General features: G+C 40.5%; 15 protein-coding genes, 1 tRNA gene, 1 rRNA gene, 1 other RNA gene and 1 other annotated feature. Of the genes, 6 read left to right on the top strand and 12 right to left on the bottom strand.

From position 1 onward, the window contains the following. Positions 1 to 15: 15 nt before the first annotated feature. The 4 genes from NSQ25_RS00145 to tadA form a co-directional block, all read right to left on the bottom strand. A complete protein-coding gene (locus tag NSQ25_RS00145) occupies positions 16 to 339 on the bottom strand; it encodes a YbaB/EbfC family nucleoid-associated protein (RefSeq protein WP_008342011.1) in 324 nt (107 codons plus the stop codon). Positions 340 to 365: 26 nt separating this feature from the next. Then, entirely contained in the window at positions 366 to 2,078 is a 1,713-nt protein-coding gene (gene dnaX / locus NSQ25_RS00140; protein ID WP_046314485.1) for a DNA polymerase III subunit gamma/tau, read from the bottom strand. 330 nt (positions 2,079 to 2,408) lie between these two features. Further along, an RNA gene (gene ffs, locus NSQ25_RS00135) (signal recognition particle sRNA large type) lies at positions 2,409 to 2,673 on the bottom strand. A gap of 76 nt (positions 2,674 to 2,749) precedes the next feature. After that, positions 2,750 to 3,226: a tRNA adenosine(34) deaminase TadA gene (tadA, locus tag NSQ25_RS00130; RefSeq protein ID WP_041106248.1), complete on the bottom strand. Its 477-nt coding sequence runs from the start codon at positions 3,224 to 3,226 to the stop codon at positions 2,750 to 2,752. 79 nt (positions 3,227 to 3,305) lie between these two features. On the opposite strand from tadA, the gene NSQ25_RS00125 reads away from it, so the two are divergent. The 4 genes from NSQ25_RS00125 (at position 3,306) to NSQ25_RS00110 (ending at position 6,572) form a co-directional block, all read left to right on the top strand. Then, entirely contained in the window at positions 3,306 to 3,860 is a 555-nt protein-coding gene (locus NSQ25_RS00125; RefSeq protein WP_034284265.1) for an isochorismatase family cysteine hydrolase, read from the top strand. A gap of 45 nt (positions 3,861 to 3,905) precedes the next feature. Then, complete coding sequence (locus NSQ25_RS00120; protein ID WP_046314483.1) at positions 3,906 to 5,207, top strand: glycoside hydrolase family 18 protein; 1,302 nt, start codon at positions 3,906 to 3,908, stop codon at positions 5,205 to 5,207. Between the two features lie 85 nt (positions 5,208 to 5,292). Beyond that, positions 5,293 to 5,916 carry a deoxynucleoside kinase gene (locus NSQ25_RS00115; RefSeq protein ID WP_024425759.1) on the top strand — a complete coding sequence of 208 codons (624 nt, stop codon included), beginning with the start codon at positions 5,293 to 5,295 and terminating at the stop codon, positions 5,914 to 5,916. Then, complete coding sequence (locus NSQ25_RS00110) at positions 5,913 to 6,572, top strand: deoxynucleoside kinase (protein ID WP_034284267.1); 660 nt, start codon at positions 5,913 to 5,915, stop codon at positions 6,570 to 6,572. The genes NSQ25_RS00115 and NSQ25_RS00110 overlap by 4 nt, the downstream gene beginning before the upstream one ends. Positions 6,573 to 6,661: 89 nt before the next feature. Here the strand turns inward: NSQ25_RS00110 and NSQ25_RS00105 are convergent. From NSQ25_RS00105 to pdxS, 5 genes are all read right to left on the bottom strand, one after another. Further along, a tRNA-Ser gene (locus NSQ25_RS00105) sits at positions 6,662 to 6,754 on the bottom strand. Positions 6,755 to 6,883: 129 nt separating this feature from the next. Further along, positions 6,884 to 7,714 (bottom strand): methyl-accepting chemotaxis protein, encoded by an 831-nt coding sequence (locus NSQ25_RS00100; RefSeq protein WP_326136798.1) that lies wholly within the window; start codon positions 7,712 to 7,714, stop codon positions 6,884 to 6,886. A 101-nt stretch (positions 7,715 to 7,815) separates the two neighbouring features. Beyond that, positions 7,816 to 9,090 carry a serine--tRNA ligase gene (gene serS / locus NSQ25_RS00095; protein WP_326136800.1) on the bottom strand — a complete coding sequence of 425 codons (1,275 nt, stop codon included), beginning with the start codon at positions 9,088 to 9,090 and terminating at the stop codon, positions 7,816 to 7,818. Positions 9,091 to 9,139: 49 nt separating this feature from the next. Then, positions 9,140 to 9,356: a binding site (T-box leader), on the bottom strand. Positions 9,357 to 9,409: 53 nt separating this feature from the next. Then, positions 9,410 to 10,000, bottom strand: a complete 591-nt coding sequence (gene pdxT / locus NSQ25_RS00090) for a pyridoxal 5'-phosphate synthase glutaminase subunit PdxT (RefSeq protein WP_081123863.1) — start codon at positions 9,998 to 10,000, stop codon at positions 9,410 to 9,412. Positions 10,001 to 10,020: 20 nt separating this feature from the next. Continuing rightward, on the bottom strand, positions 10,021 to 10,905 hold the full coding sequence (gene pdxS / locus NSQ25_RS00085; RefSeq protein WP_039175840.1) for a pyridoxal 5'-phosphate synthase lyase subunit PdxS: 885 nt from the start codon (positions 10,903 to 10,905) through the stop codon (positions 10,021 to 10,023). A 246-nt stretch (positions 10,906 to 11,151) separates the two neighbouring features. Here pdxS and NSQ25_RS00080 point away from each other — a divergent pair, with 246 nt between their 5' ends. Then, on the top strand, positions 11,152 to 12,630 hold the full coding sequence (locus NSQ25_RS00080; protein ID WP_034284271.1) for a PLP-dependent aminotransferase family protein: 1,479 nt from the start codon (positions 11,152 to 11,154) through the stop codon (positions 12,628 to 12,630). Positions 12,631 to 12,671: 41 nt separating this feature from the next. Here NSQ25_RS00080 and NSQ25_RS00075 read toward each other — a convergent pair whose 3' ends face one another. Both NSQ25_RS00075 and guaB read right to left on the bottom strand, forming a co-directional pair. Then, complete coding sequence (locus NSQ25_RS00075) at positions 12,672 to 13,997, bottom strand: D-alanyl-D-alanine carboxypeptidase family protein (RefSeq protein WP_065214475.1); 1,326 nt, start codon at positions 13,995 to 13,997, stop codon at positions 12,672 to 12,674. A 160-nt stretch (positions 13,998 to 14,157) separates the two neighbouring features. Continuing rightward, entirely contained in the window at positions 14,158 to 15,624 is a 1,467-nt protein-coding gene (guaB, locus tag NSQ25_RS00070; protein WP_024426749.1) for an IMP dehydrogenase, read from the bottom strand. Between the two features lie 121 nt (positions 15,625 to 15,745). On the opposite strand from guaB, the gene NSQ25_RS00065 reads away from it, so the two are divergent. Then, entirely contained in the window at positions 15,746 to 16,714 is a 969-nt protein-coding gene (locus tag NSQ25_RS00065; RefSeq protein ID WP_024426750.1) for a YaaC family protein, read from the top strand. Between the two features lie 11 nt (positions 16,715 to 16,725). Here the strand turns inward: NSQ25_RS00065 and rrf are convergent. Beyond that, positions 16,726 to 16,841, bottom strand: a 5S ribosomal RNA gene (rrf, locus tag NSQ25_RS00060). Positions 16,842 to 16,875 lie beyond the last annotated feature (34 nt).

Below are 16,875 nucleotides of genomic sequence, written 5' to 3'. Positions count from 1 at the left end.
CTTCAGTTATTCCTCCTAGAATAAACCTGGCATGTTCATTCCTTTTGTGAATTGACCCATCGTTTCATTCGTTAGCTCATCGACTTTTTTCAATGCATCGTTTGTCGCAGCAAGTACAAGATCTTGAAGCATATCGATATCTTCTGGATCAACAACTTCTTCATTAATTGCTACATCAACGACTTCTTTTTGTCCATTTACTTTTACAGTGACCATACCGCCACCAGCTGTACCTTCAAGGACTTTTTCTGCAAGCTCTTCTTGAGCCTTCGCCATATCCTTTTGCATTTTTTGCATTTGTTTCATCATTTTTTGCATATTTCCCATTCCACCGCGCATATGAACACCACTCTCTTTCATTTTTATTAATCTTTAATTTCAATTAAATCGGTTCCTACTAATTTCTTTGCTTCCGCAATCAATGGATCCTCTTCAGAAGAAGTTTCCTGACCATCTGCTTGTTCATCCGGCTGATGATCTCTTAAAAATTCTTCTCTTATTTTACCCCATTGAGCGTCAGGAACGCCAACTAATTCCACTCTTTTTCCTAACATAGACTCTAGCAGTTGTTCAAGATTGGTCCGAACACCACTTTTATCTTCAGCAACCATTTTACAATGTATTTCAAATTTGAATTTTAAAACAAAGGCATGCGAAGCAGCCGCAACTGGCTCACTGTCCGTTAATAACGCAGCGTGAGACACCTTATTCTGCTGTTTCAACTGGGCAAGGAGCTCTCCCCATTTGCCTTTAATTTTTTCTAACTCAGGCCGTTTCGCTTCTTTTAGAATCTCATGAATTCGGCCGACAGGAGCACGATAGCCATTTTTGTTACTTGTTTGTGGTCGAGGCGCTTCCTTTTTTTCTTGAGGACTATGAGATGGAGACATTGGTACACCTTCGGCTCTTAGCCTTGATAGTTCCTGTTCCAGCCTGTTTATTTTATCTGTTAGCGCCGTTAAATCAGCGTCAGCATGACCTTGTGTCAATCCTGCTGTTGACTGACACAGCTTTACAACAGCTACCTCAAAGAAAATCCTTGGATGATTTGTCCATTTCATTTCTTGGTGGCTTTTATTCAGGACTTCAATGGTTTCATACAGAAATTGAGGTGTCACACGATCTGACAGCGCCACGAAACTTTCGTCGACCTTTACCTTTTCAAGGACCCCCTCGAGATCTGGTGCCGTTTTATAAAGCAGCATATCTCTAAAGTAAAAAATCATATCCTCTATTAATTTAGCAGCATCTTTCCCCTGCTGGAGCAACTCATTTAATGTATCTAACGCTGTCGCAATATTTTGATCAAAAATTGCTTCAGCAAGCTGACTAATGAAATGCTGAGATACAGCACCTGTAATGAGCAGCGCATCATCAATTGTCAATTGTTCACCACTAAATGAAATCGCTTGATCCAAGAGACTTAGTGCATCACGCATACCGCCATCAGCTGCACTAGCAATAATCTCGAGCGAACCCTCCTGTACGTTAAGGCCTTCTGCATCTACAATTTTCTCCATTCTTCCAACAATATCTTTAGTCGTGATTCGTTTGAAATCAAATCGCTGACAACGAGATATGATGGTAAGAGGAATCTTATGGGGCTCTGTGGTAGCCAAAATAAAGATACAATGAGCAGGCGGTTCTTCCAGCGTTTTAAGGAGGGCATTAAATGCACCGATAGAGAGCATATGTACTTCATCTATAATATAAACCTTATACGTAACCGCCGAAGGAGCAAATTTCACTTTATCACGTATATCACGGATTTCATCTACCCCGTTATTCGAGGCAGCATCTATTTCAATCACGTCTGAAATTGAACCGTTTGTAATCCCTTTACAGGCATCACATGCATTACACGGCTCACTAACAGGTGACTTTTCACAGTTCACTGCCTTAGCAAAGATTTTGGCAGCACTTGTTTTACCTGTTCCTCTAGGACCTGAAAATAAGTAAGCATGAGAAAACTTTTTCTGCAAAAGGGCATTTTGCAACGTTTTTGTGATGTGTTCTTGTCCAACAACATCCTCAAAAACTTGAGGTCTGAACACTCGATATAAAGCTTGATAACTCACAAATACGCCCTCCTCCATTTATCATCTTTTTCATTATACATGATGCACCGATCAATTCAAAAGCACACCTTTATTTTCTAATATGCCAAAAAGATGATTTCAACTATAGATTTTCTACTTTCCATGCATTAAAAACGTATTTTCTAGCTTTGTAAAAAGACCCGAAACCCCAAATAGAACACCAGTTCTTATTGCGATTAGTGAAACAAACAAATGGAACCAAAAAGACTTTTTATCTATTTGTATAACCAAAGCAATTCAGCTATTCTTTGAACAGCAACAAAAAACTCACCTAGTTAAACTAGATGAGTTACATTTAATATTGATTTACCGTGCACCTTCTGTCGATTCGCTACCCCAAGCGTTACTTAAACAGTTAGCTCGGCCCAGGCAACCCTGCGGCACATGAGAGGTTTCACTTAATGCTGCTTCCTTCCGGACCTGACATGGTTCATGAATTCCCATTGCGCAGGACCCAGACGTCAACACCACTTATTTAAGGCAGACCTTGAAGTAAACGAACCTCGAGAAGGGATTCGGCCTCGCTAGAGCGGATTGCGAGTACAGGGCACCGCTACCTCCCCGCTTAGCACGGCAAAATGAATATTAAATTGTTAGTGACGCAGACATAAGTATACCTTCTTATAGCTCAAATTGCAAACGGCATCCATTCATTTACTTTTGGCTTGTTTCTTTCGCTGACGGAGATTTCGGAAGAACTGACTTAACAGCTCACCACACTGATTTTCAAGTACACCACCGATGACCTCAGACTGATGATTGAACCGTTCATCATCCAGTAAATTCATTAAAGTACCTGCGCATCCACCTTTTGGATCGTATGCACCAAAAACGACCTTTTTCACTCTAGAGAGAACAATAGCACCCGCACACATTGGGCATGGCTCAAGCGTAACGTAAAGCACAGCATCTTCTAAACGCCAGCTCCCTGTCGCTTTACATGCTTCATCAATAGCAAGTAATTCTGCATGTGCAATCGAACGCTGCTCACTTTCCCTTAAATTATGAGCCCGGCTCACAATTTGATCATCAACAACAATGATCGCACCAATCGGCACTTCCCCTATTTGTTCTGCTTTTAAGGCTTCAGAAATGGCTTCTTGCATAAACTGTTCATCTTTCGTCATAGCACGGCTCTCTTTTCATGTTTTTTAAAAGGAAATTGAGGTTAACATATTATCACAATCTTTTAAAGGGGGTCTTATTTTGTCAAAGCACCAAAAGGCGCTGCTTATTATCGACATGATTAATGATTTTGATTTTGAAATGGGACATGTGCTTGCAGAAAAAACAGAGCAAATGACCAATAAAATTTTAGCTCTTAAACAACATGCTTTCAAGGAAAATTGGCCAATCATTTATATCAACGATCACTACGGACTTTGGAAGGCTGATATCCAAGCTGTTCTGGAAACATGCAAAAACGAAAGGAGCGCTCCTATTTTAGAGAAAATGACACCATCTAAAGATAATTACTTCTTGATTAAACCTAAGCATTCTGCCTTCTACGGTACTGCACTAGAGACACTCTTAAATGAATTAGGTGTTGAGGACATTATTCTAACTGGAATTGCCGGAAACATTTGCGTTTTGTTCACTGCAAATGACGCATACATGCGAGAATACAATCTAATTGTACCTAAAGATTGTATCGCTTCAAACGACGACAGAGATAACGACTACGCTTTAACGATGATGGAGAACGTTCTTCTAGCCAAAATCACTACCGCTAAGGAAATCACGAATGAAAATCAAACATGATTTAGCCATAACCCTCATAAATTGTTAGCAATAACAAAGGGGGCGTTGACTATTCAAATTTATGTTGTCAAAAGAGGAGATACTTTAAACGACATTGCTATGCGTTTTAAAACGACAGTCAATGAAATCATCCGTACTAACGAAATCGAAACACCAAATCAACTCGTCATTGGACAAACAATTGTCATTCCAATTAGAGGTCAATTTTATGAGGTCAAACAAAATGACACACTATATCAAATTGGTAGACGGTTTCAAATCTCAGTGGAAGAATTGGCACGCGTGAACAGAATTCGGCCTGAAGCAATACTGCCTGTTCGTTTCTTGCTCTATATTCCACAAAGACCGAAAAGGAACATTAATTCCAATGCTTATATTGAACCACGGGGAAATCAAGTCAGTGAAAACTTAAAGCAGGCAGCTAGAGAGGCCTCCCCATACTTAACCCATTTAGACATCTTTAGTTTTCAAGCACAAAGAGATGGGACACTGCGAGAACCGCCGTTAGACCAACTACCCCAGATTGCCGCTCAGAACAGAACTGTATTAACCATGGTGGTGACAAATCTAGAGAATGAAAAATTCAGTGATGAACTTGGGCGTATTCTTTTAACTAACCAATCTGTCAAAACGGCATTTTTAGATGAAATTGTTCGTGTTGCCAAAAAGTATCAATTCAAAGAAATCCATTTTGATTTTGAATATTTACGCCCTGTTGATAAAGATGCTTATATTCAATTTTTAAGAGAAGCAACAGCCCGTTTCCATCAAGAAAGATGGACAATATCTGTTGCACTTGCACCAAAAACAAGTAGTCAGCAAAAGGGCAAATGGTATGAAGCCCATGACTATGAAGCGATCGGTAAGATCGTCGATCATGTTGTGCTGATGACCTATGAATGGGGGTACAGCGGCGGCCCTCCACAAGCTGTCTCTCCAATTGGACCTGTCCGCCAAGTCATTGAATATGCACTAACTGTCATACCGGCCAATAAAATTGTAATGGGGCAGAATTTATACGGCTATGATTGGACACTTCCTTTCGTCCAGGGCGGCCCCATCGCCAAAGCCGTCAGTCCTCAACAAGCAATTGCACTTGCTAGAGAGCACAATGTCTCTATCTTATACGACGAAACAGCACAAGCACCCCATTTTCGTTATACAGATGCCAACAACAAAGAGCATGAGGTCTGGTTCGAAGACGCTAGATCGATTCAAGCAAAATTCAATCTCATCAAAGAGCTAAAATTGAACGGCATTGCTTATTGGAAATTAGGTCTATCTTTCCCACAAAATTGGCTCTTATTATCAGATCAATTTAATATTGAAAAAAGAACGACATCGTAATCCATTCACTCTATCAATTAGAAGGGGTATGGTACAATATACATTGGTTTGACAACTTTAACTTTATAGATAGAGGAGAACGCCTATGTATCCTGCCCCTTTTATTGCAGTGGAAGGCCCAATTGGAGCCGGAAAAACAACTTTGGCTACAATGCTTGCGAAGGAATTTCAATTTCCTTTAGTAAAAGAGATTGTAGAAGAAAATCCATTCTTAGATAAATTTTATGAAGATATGGAACAATGGAGCTTTCAGCTTGAGATGTTCTTTTTATGCAATCGGTTCAAACAGTTAGAATCAATTGAAGAAAACTATGTGAATAAACAGCAGCCGGTTGTCACTGATTATCACGTCTATAAAAATATGATATTTGCAGAAAGAACATTATCAAAAAAGCACATGGATAAATACAGAAAGATCTATCACCTGCTAACAGATGATCTTCCTAAACCAAATGCCATGATCTATATAAAAGCCAGCCTTCCCACCTTACTTGAAAGAATACAGATGAGAGGACGCTCTTTTGAAGAAGACATTGACCCAGCTTATTTAAAAACACTCATTGAAGATTACGAGCTGGCCATTGAACATTTAAAACAGACTGAGCCAGGGCTTCCCATCATTACAATTGAAGGAGATCATACAGACTTCGTTTCCTCACAGCAAGATTACCAGCAAATTGTACAGAACATAAAGGAGCAAGTGCTATGAACAATATCAAAATACCAAAGGACGCAGTCATCACAATTGCTGGGACTGTTGGTGTCGGCAAATCAACTATGACCAAAACAATAGCGGACAAGCTAGGGTTTCAAACCTCTCTTGAAAAAGTAGATGATAACCCATATTTAGAGCCTTTTTATTCAGATTTCCAAAGATGGAGCTTCCACTTACAGGTCTATTTCCTAGCTGAGCGTTTTAAGGAACAAAAGCGGATTTTTGAATCTGGCGGAGGATATGTACAAGATCGTTCCATTTATGAGGACACTGGCATTTTTGCAAAAATGCATGCGGACAAAGGTACGATGTCTGAGGTCGATTATGAAACGTATACAAGCCTATTTGAGGCGATGGTGATGACACCTTACTTCCCTCACCCTGATGTCCTCATCTATCTACACGGAGATTTAGATCATATTTTACATCGTATTGAAGAACGCGGCAGAGAGATGGAAACTCAAACTGACCGGGCTTATTGGGAAGAAATGTACACTCGATACACGGAATGGATCGAACAATTTGATTTATGCCCAGTGATTAAAATTAATATTGAAGATTACGACTTACTTCATGATGAAAGCTCACTTGATCCCATTCTTCATGAAATAGCTTCTGTTATTCAAAAAAATCGCAATAAAACAAAATAAAAAAAACCGCTGCATTCGCGAAATGCAGCGGTTTGACAATTTCCAATTTTTATGCTTGCGTTCAATTCAACTAAGGTAAAAAATCAATATGGCGGAGGAAGAGGGATTCGAACCCCCGCGGGCTTTGACACCCCTGTCGGTTTTCAAGACCGATCCCTTCAGCCGGACTTGGGTATTCCTCCGTATCGACAAGAATTAATATACCATATCATTTTATTTGAAGTCAACACCTTTTCGTAAAAAAATTTCAATATGTGATTTTTGCATGATGTTTGCCTATAAAAAAGCAGCCATTGACGGCTGCTCTTGATCTATTTCGTATCCTGTCTAATTTCTTCAATAAACTGATTCATCTCTACTTTAAACTCATTTAATGACTCGATAATCTTCGTAAAGTCTGTCACTTGTTTGGCTTGTTCATTTGTTGAGCTGCTGATTTGTGAGATGTTTTCAGACAAAGTGCCAATGCTGTCTTGGATTTCTTTTAAAAATGTATTAATGGTTTCAGCCGCTTCCTTCGAGCCATCTGATAATTTGCGAACTTCATCAGCAACGACAGCAAACCCTTTTCCGTTCTCACCTGCTCTTGCGGCTTCAATTGCAGCATTTAAACCAAGCAGATTTGTTTGTCTAGCAATTCCGCCAATGGTTTTGACGACTTCTTCAATATTCGCAGATTTCTCTTCCGCTCTTCCTGCCTGTTCGCTTATTTCTAAACTTGTGGCAGCCAGTTCTTGTGAATGTGCAGCAATTTGCTCAATTCCACCTTGGAGTTCTTTCGCTACTTTATTGATTTGCTCCATATAACCGCTTAATTTCTTTTCGCGATGATGTGAAAATGCCACTAAAAAAGAGCCGATTACTTTTCTTTCTTCATCAAAAATCGGGTAACCTTTTACAGCAATTTCATAACCATATAAATGCTCTGGTAAATGACCGTCATATTCTTGTCCTCTTAATGTCGTCGCCACATTTTGGTCTTCTGGGTTCAATGGGTCTCCAACTTTCATACCAAAATCTATTGTGTTAGACGGGTAATAACAAAGTATCTTCTCTGTATCTGTGATGCCGAAAAGAATACTTTCATCTAGTACCTTTCTAAGTAAATGAGCCATTTCAACATAATAGTCAAGCCTATTCACGGTTATTCCTTCTTTCCTAGAAGCTTTTAATTTTTTTATCGGCTAAATTCAGGAAAACTGTAGGACTTTTGGTAAAAAGAAAAAGATGCCTTGACGGCATCTTATTTCATCACTTCTTTATTTCCCATATAAGGACGCAGTACTTCAGGAATGATTACTGTGCCGTCCTCTTGTTGATAGTTTTCTAAAATAGCCGCTACGGTTCTTCCTACCGCTAATCCAGATCCATTTAATGTGTGGACATGTTCTGGCTTCGCTTTAGGTTCTGGACGGAAACGAATGTTTGCACGTCTTGCTTGGAATGCTTCGAAGTTACTGCAAGAAGAAATTTCACGGTACGTATTCTGGCTCGGAATCCACACTTCGATATCGTATTTCTTCGCAGCTGTGAATCCTAAATCTCCCGTACACATGCTCAAGACACGGTATGGCAGGTTCAATAGCTGAAGAACTTTTTCTGCTTGATTTGTTAGTTTCTCTAATTCTTCATAAGAATCTTCTGGTCTGACAAATTTAACAAGCTCTACCTTGTTAAATTGATGCTGACGGATGAGTCCGCGTGTATCTCTTCCGGCAGATCCTGCTTCTGATCTAAAGCAAGCACTGAATGCTGCATAGTTGATTGGCAGCTGTTCACCTTCGAGAATTTCGTCACGATGCATGTTCGTAATTGGCACTTCAGCTGTTGGAATGAGGAAGTAATCTTCTTCACGTATTTTAAAGGCATCCTCTTCGAACTTTGGAAGCTGCCCAGTTCCTGTCATGCTTGCTCTGTTGACCATATAAGGTGGAAGCACTTCAGTAAAACCAAACTCATCCACATGTAAATCAAGCATAAAGTTATACAATGCGCGCTCTAAGCGGGCGCCAAGCCCTTTATAAAAAACGAAACGGCTTCCTGTCACTTTTCCTGCACGTTCAAAATCAAGGATTTTTAGCTCATCAGCTACGTCCCAATGTGGTTTTGGTTCAAATGAGAAGGCTGGCTGTTCGCCCCATTTTCTCACTTCCACGTTGTCGTCTTCTGTTTCACCAACTGGTACAGAGTCATGGGGGATATTTGGAATTGAGAACAGGATGTGCTGCAGGCTTTCTTCTACTGTTCTTAGCTCATCATCCAGCTTCTTGATCTCATCTCCTACCTCACGCATTTCTTGAATAATGTGATCGGCGTCTTTCTTTTCTCTTTTTAGAACGGCCACTTGCTGTGATACTTCATTTCTTCGGCTCTTTAATTCTTCTGTTTTCCCGATTAATTCTCTTCTTTTTTGATCTAGCTCACCAAACTTATCAAAATCCGCTAAATCTTCGCCTCGGTGTGCTAATTTTTCTTTGATTTGATCAAAGTCCGTGCGCAGTTGTTTAATATCCAGCATGTGTAACACTCCTTTTTTTATCGAAAAATAAAAAGAGCCCTCATCCCATGAAAGGGACGAGAGCTCTCGCGTTGCCACCCTGATTGAAAACATGCAAAGGCATGCTTTCCTCTTTCCTCTGTAACGGTATCACCGTAAATGCTTACTTCTCTTGTTTCAGCATTTCGCTCAAGGATGGATTCAGAATGCATCTTTCACCGATTCTCACCAACCATCGGCTCTCTGAGAAAGAGGGGCTTCTTACTATTTCCCGTCAACGCTTTTTCGATCTTTGATTGTGATTTTAATGTACTATAAGTTTTATCTCTTTTCAACCGTTTTATACAGCAAGCTTCGTTTTGTAGGACTTCACCATGTCTACAAACAGCTGTGTTAACCGGTGATCGTCTGTCAGCTCTGGATGAAAGGAGCAGCCTAAAATATTGTTTTCTTTCGCCATCACAATCCTGCCATCATATTCAGCCATGATTTCTACGTCATCATCTGCACTGATGATATGAGGCGCACGGATGAATACCCCTGTAAACGGCGCATCCAGTCCTTTTACTTCTAAATCTGCTTCAAAGCTGTCTACCTGTCTGCCAAAAGAATTCCGTGCAACAGATACATTTAACAGTCCAAGATGAGCATCTTCTCGATCTTCGATATGCTTTGCCAGCATAATCAAACCGGCACATGTCCCGAAAATCGGTTTCCCTTGAGCAGCGAACGCTTTGATCGGGTCAATGAATTGGTACGTATCCATGAGTCTTCTCATCGTCGTACTTTCTCCACCAGGGATAATCAAACCGTCAACGGATTTTAGCTCTTCTACACGTTTGATGATCTTTCCTTCTGCGCCGCAGGCTTCAATCGATTGAATATGCTCTCTCACCGCTCCTTGAAGCCCTAGTACACCAATTGTCAGCATGTTCGTTTGCGCTCCCTTAATTACCAGCCACGCTCTTGCATACGTTCTTCTGGCAGTAGATTTGAAATTTCAATTCCTTTCATAGCTGTTCCAAGCTCTTTTGAAAGTTCTGCAATGAGACGGTAATCAGTGTAATGAGTCGTTGCTTCAACAATTGCTTTTGCAAATTTAGCTGGATTGTCTGATTTGAAAATACCAGATCCGACAAATACACCGTCTGCTCCAAGCTGCATCATTAATGCAGCATCTGCTGGTGTCGCAACGCCTCCTGCTGCAAAGTTCACAACTGGCAGCTTGCCGTCTCTTTTGATTTGCAGCAATAATTCATAAGGCGCGCCAAGATTCTTGGCTTCTGTCATCAGTTCATCTTCACTCATAGCCGATACTTTACGAATCTGAGCATTGACCTTTCTCATATGACGAACAGCTTCTACGATGTTGCCTGTCCCAGGTTCTCCTTTTGTGCGAAGCATAGAAGCGCCTTCTGCGATACGGCGGGTTGCCTCACCTAAATCGCGGCATCCACAGACAAAGGGTACTGTGTATTCATTTTTATTTAAATGGAATTCCTCATCTGCGGGCGTCAGCACTTCACTCTCATCGATATAATCAACACCAAGTGCTTCAAGAACACGAGCCTCGACGATGTGGCCGATACGTGCTTTTGCCATGACTGGAATCGTTACTGCATTTTGTACTTCCTCTACGATTCTTGGGTCTGCCATACGGGCAACACCGCCTGCAGCACGGATATCAGCTGGTACTCGTTCTAGTGCCATGACTGCCACTGCACCTGCTTCTTCTGCAATTTTTGCCTGCTCCGCATTGACGACATCCATAATGACGCCGCCCTTTTGCATTTCTGCCATTCCACGTTTCACTCGTTCAGTTCCCTTATTGCTCACAATAGTTTCCTCCCATTTGTCTATTCGATTCATTCAACATCTTTATCATACAAGCGAGGAAGTATAACAATAAAGAGAATAGCATAACAATTCAACCAGCCGATAAAAAAGAATAAATCCTTGTATATAAAGGGTTTTCAGCTAAAAACATGTCATTTTCTCTATCAAGTGAGATTTACATGCTATAATGCAACTATAACAATTAAAAATCATGTATAACAATTTTGCATTCAATGGAGGGGTTTCATGCATATTGATATCCATCGACACTCTGATACATCTCTTTCAAATCAAATTTACTTTTCAATCATCGATCACATTCAATCGGGTTTGCTTCAGCAAGGAGAAAAGCTGCCAACTGTCCGTGATTTAGCTAAGCAGCTCAATGTGAGTCTTGTCACGGCAGCTAAGGCATACACCCGATTAAAAGACGACGGATACTTAACGACGGTGCAAGGTAAAGGAACTTTTGTGAATGAGCAGCAAGAGCAGGCAGAGACCCCTGTTCCATCATCTACCTCTTTCGATTGGCAGTTGTCGATTCCAGATTATTTACCACGGTCTCAATTCGCTCAGTATCACTATGTCGAAGAAGCCATTAATCTTTCTTCCTCTATGATCGATCCAGGGCTTTTGCCAAACCGGTATTTAGAAAAAGAAATGCAGCATGTACTAGCCAGACATCCTCAAATCATGTCGAAGTATGGAGAAATACAAGGTGATCTTCAGCTGCGACAAGTCATTCAGTCCTTTTTAGAAAAGTTGGATGTGCCCTCTACACCTGAAAATATCCTTGTAACAAGTGGTTCTCAGCAAGGGCTTGATTTGGTGGCACGTACGTTTATTGGGCCGGATGATGTAGTTGTCATGGAAGCACCGACCTATCCCGGGGCCATTGATGTCTTTATGGGCAGAGGAGCAAGAATCATTACCGTCCCTGTCGATCATGAAGGAATGAACATGAAGCAGCTTCAAAGCATTTGTGATAAATATAAACCGAAGCTCATCTATACGATTCCTACTTTCCACAGTCCAACAGGGGCCAGTATGTCGATGAAGCGTAGAAAACAGCTTCTCCTACTGGCTCAAAGCATTGATTGTCTCATTGTAGAAGATGACCCTTACCGTGAGCTTTATTTTGAAAAGAAGCCGCCAGCACCTATTAAAAGCTTGGACCATGATGGACATGTCATTTATTTACGAGGATTAAGTAAAACACTGGCTCCAGGATGCAGAATAGGGATTATCACAGCGTCAGGCTCGATATTTAACCGTTTATTAGCTGCAAAGGCCAATAATGACTTAGGCAGCCCTCTCCTCACACAAAAGGCCATATTACCGTTTCTGACATCGAAGAAAATGATTGATCATACGAAGAAGCTAAGAACCGCCTTGAAAGTGAGACGCGATTTGATGATGGATGTGTTAACGAAGCATGCACCGAAAGATGTAACGTGGCAAATTCCACAGGGCGGTCTCAATTTATGGCTCAGCTTTCCTTCCTGGGTCGATACACGAGCACTGTTGCATGAAGCACGTAAGCAGCAAATTACTTTTCTACCTGGCTCTGTCTGCTATCCTGGAGAGCCGAAACAGAATTATATCCGCCTCAGCTTTTCTTATGTGAATGAAAAAGCACTGGCCGAGGGCGTGGAAAAGTTATGTGGTATTTTTCAGCAAGCCTTGTCCACTCCTCAAAATCAGAAGCAATCGCTCTTCTTTTAACGATAAAAAAACTGCTCTCGTGTATAGAGAGCAGTTTTTTATTAGAACCAGCCTTTTACTGTGTCAACGATTCCGCCCCAAATGCCAGCGAAGAATCCACCTACACCACGCATTGCAAGGATGAACCAGTTTGCTTTTTCATCGCTTGTTTTCGTCACAAGCTCAACACCTGATTGGTCTTTATTTAAATAGCCGTAGTCCTTCTCATCACCAGAATAAGAAGTCGTCAGCATGCCAACCTTCGTTCCTTTTTTAATAGGAGCTTCTAGTTTCTTTTTCTCGATATTTACTTTTGCTTTATAGCTCTTTTCGTCACCATTTTTTACTGGCACAGAAAATGCTTCTTTCGTCACAACAGGTACTTCTTTATCTTTGCCTTTATCCACTTCGATGTTTTCATGTCCTTTAATTTGTTGACCTTTTTTGTACATTTCTTTCATCGTGAAGTTTTTAAACGCATAGTCGAACAGTTTTTTTGCCACGTCGAAACGTGCTGTATGAAGATTACCTTTTGCATTCAAAATAACTGCGATGACACGCATGTCACCTTGTTTTGCTGTACCTGTGAAGCTAGAACCGGCTGAATCTGTAGATCCCGTTTTCAGACCGTCAACACCTTTATATTCCTTCACAAGTCCTTTAAGCATGAAGTTCCAGTTAGGCATGTCCATTTCATCGTCAGTGCCTTCTCTGAACTTTGTTTTCGCAATACTTGCTGTTTCAAGAATTTCTGGATGGTCTTTGATGAGATGCTGTGCAAGCAAAGCCATATCTTTTGCAGATACTTCACTTTCTTCATCAGGACCTGTACCTTTTGGCTGTTGGCCATGTAAGTCTTTATTTTCCAGACCAGTTGCATTCACAAATTTGTAGTTTGTTAAACCAAGTTCTTTTGCTTTTGCGTTCATTTTTTCAACAAACTTCGATTCTGATCCAGCGATCACTTCTGCTAAACCAATCGCTGCTGCATTTGCCGAATAAATAGCCGTTGCTTGATAAAGTTCTTTTACTGTATACGAACCATCTTTTCTCAAAGGAACGTTGGATAAGCTGCGGTCCTGAGAAATTTCGTATACATAATCATCTGGCGTATACTTTTGATCCCATTTCACTTTTCCTTCAGCAATTGCCTCTAGTAATAGATACTCTGTCATCATTTTTGCCATACTTGCAATAGGCAGTCTTTGATCTGCGTTTTTACTATAAAGAATTTTACCTGTAGAAGCTTCAATAAGGATCGCTGCTTTCGCATTCACACTGAATGGATCTTCAGCAGCTTTTGCTTTGGACATTGGTGTAAATGCTGTAACAATCAATGCCAATGCAAGGATAGAGACCATAAGCTGTTTCATCATCTTGCTGTTCAATCGTCATACCTCCGTATTCATCTTTTTTCGACGTTTTTCATATATATGTAATCCACAAGGGCTTATCTCAACACAACAGTATAAATTTTATCACAATAAAGACAAAAAAAATAGACAGAGTCATAGACCCTGTCAAATGTAATTTGATTGTCACAATTTATCAAGAAATTGTGTAGTTTGGTGATTCTTTTGTAATTTGTACATCATGTGGATGACTCTCACGAAGTCCTGCACCCGTCATACGAATGAATTGTGCTTCTTCTCTAAGAGTGCGTAAATCTTGCGTTCCACAATAGCCCATACCAGAACGAATACCGCCAACTAGTTGATACACTGTATCAACGACTGGCCCTTTGTATGGTGTACGGCCTTCGATACCTTCAGGAACGAATTTTTTATTATCTTCTTGGAAGTAACGATCTTTACTTCCTTTTTCCATTGCAGCGACAGAACCCATACCACGATAAACTTTGAAACGTCTACCTTGGAAAATTTCTGTTTCTCCTGGGCTTTCAGATGTACCAGCTAGAAGGCTTCCCAGCATAACAGCATGTCCGCCAGATGCTAATGCTTTCACGATATCACCTGAATATTTAATTCCACCATCTGCAATAATAGCTTTACCATGTTTTCTTGCTTCTGTTGCACAGTCATAGATCGCTGTGATTTGTGGTACACCGACACCTGCAACAACACGTGTTGTACAAATAGATCCTGGTCCGATACCGACTTTCACAATATCTGCTCCTGCTTCAAACAATGCTTTTGTTGCTTCAGCTGTTGCAACATTACCAGCAATGATGTTAAGAGAAGGATACGTTTCACGGATTTTCGATACAGTGTTTAGAACACCTTGAGAATGACCGTGTGCTGTATCAATGACAATGACATCTACATTGGCTTCGACTAATTTTTTCACACGTGTCATTGTATCGCCAGTGACACCAACAGCGGCACCAACAATTAAACGGCCATGTGCATCTTTAGAGGAGTTAGGGAATTCAATCACTTTTTCAATATCTTTGATTGTGATAAGACCTTTTAACGTTCCTTCGTCATCTAAAAGAGGTAATTTTTCAATCTTGTACTGCTGTAGGATTTTTTCAGCTTCTTCTAATGTTGTACCAACAGAAGCTGTCACAAGTTCCTCTTTTGTCATCACGTCGCTAATCTTCATTGAATAATCCGAAATAAAACGAAGGTCACGGTTCGTAATAATACCAACAAGCTTTTGGTCTTGTTCGTTGTTGACAATCGGCACACCTGAAATACGGTATTTACCCATCAAATGCTCTGCATCAAATACTTGATGCTCTGGTGTTAAGAAGAATGGATTTGTAATAACGCCGCGCTCTGAACGTTTTACTTTATCCACCTGTTCTGCTTGCTGTTCAATGGACATGTTCTTATGAATAATACCAAGACCACCTTGACGTGCCATTGCAATGGCCATTTGTGATTCCGTCACTGTGTCCATTCCCGCACTGATAATTGGAATGTTTAGCTTTAATGTGCTTGTTAGCTCCACTGATAAATCGACATCACGCGGAAGTACTTCAGACTTTGCTGGAACAAGCAAAACATCGTCAAACGTCAAACCTTCTTTTGAAAATTTACTTTCCCACATTAGTAAATCCCCCTCTTTTCGGCAAAATATTATATGTAGATTATCAACTAGCAAACAGCATGTCAAGGAAGCAACAAACAGTTGCAATTTTTAGAAAATATAAAGAGAGTTGAGGAAGAAGATGAAAAGTTCAGGATGGAAGGATTTAAAACGTTTTTACTCGCTCGAAACCTCCCAAAAGTTTCTATTTCAACAATATGAGAAACGGAACATTCAAGATGCAAACCAGCAAGCCTATAAAAACTGTGAACGATTTATTTACTTTCTAAAACATGGCCATACGTTCTATGAACAGGCAGCGATCGCGCCTCTAGAACTTAAACCCATTTTATTGTTTTATGGAATGGCACAGCTGCTTAAAGCATGTTTGCTGACAGTGGATCCCCATTATCCTTCTCAAACCTCTGTTTTAGCTCATGGCGTAACATCGAGAAAAAGAAAGAAACAGCATTACCGTTTTAGTGAAGATGAGGTAAAAATCCAAAGAAATGGGCTATGTATGCATGTGTTAAAGCATCTATTTCAATTAAATGGTCTTGAAGATGAACGATTTACGATGATCCATCTCCTGTCTAAAATACCTGAAATGAGTCATATTCTTGAGTTTCAAAAGCAGCCCTCGACATTAGTTAAAGTAGAAAAGGCTAATGGAATGATGATTCAAGATCATATTCCATTACTTTATAACATGTCTGCTGAACGCTTTATTGAATACTTTGAGTTCCATACAAGCTGGAAACTTAAACAGAGAGAGGCTAAAAAACTAACGTTTGATGTATTTCTTGAAGAAAACCCAGCTCTTGCTACTCATCTTCATTATGATTTAGAAATGGATCAATGGTTTATACCGTCAACACGAGATGCTTTTCTAGGGATTCCTGAAATCATCAGCCATTACTTATTGATGTATAACCTTAGTATGATTGCCCGCTACGAAACAGAATGGTGGTACGAGCTGCTGTCTCAATACATTAGCGATGATTACGTCATGATTGAACGCTACATGGAGATTGCAGAAGAGAAGTTCCCAGCATACATCATGATGCTGTTAGAAGAAAAAACAAAAAAGACCAGTTCCGATTGGAACTGATCCTAATAGAAGCTTGGCGGCGTCCTACTCTCACAGGGGGAAACCCCCAACTACCATCGGCGCTGAAGAGCTTAACTTCCGTGTTCGGTATGGGAACGGGTGTGACCTCTTCGCTATCGCCACCAAACCTGATGGAGAGAATGTTCTCTCAAAACTAGATA

This window comes from Bacillus sp. FSL R5-0512 (assembly GCF_038593295.1).
Taxonomy (GTDB): Bacteria; Bacillota; Bacilli; order Bacillales; family Bacillaceae; genus Bacillus; species Bacillus safensis.
This window is presented reverse-complemented; position numbering and strand designations above follow the sequence as displayed.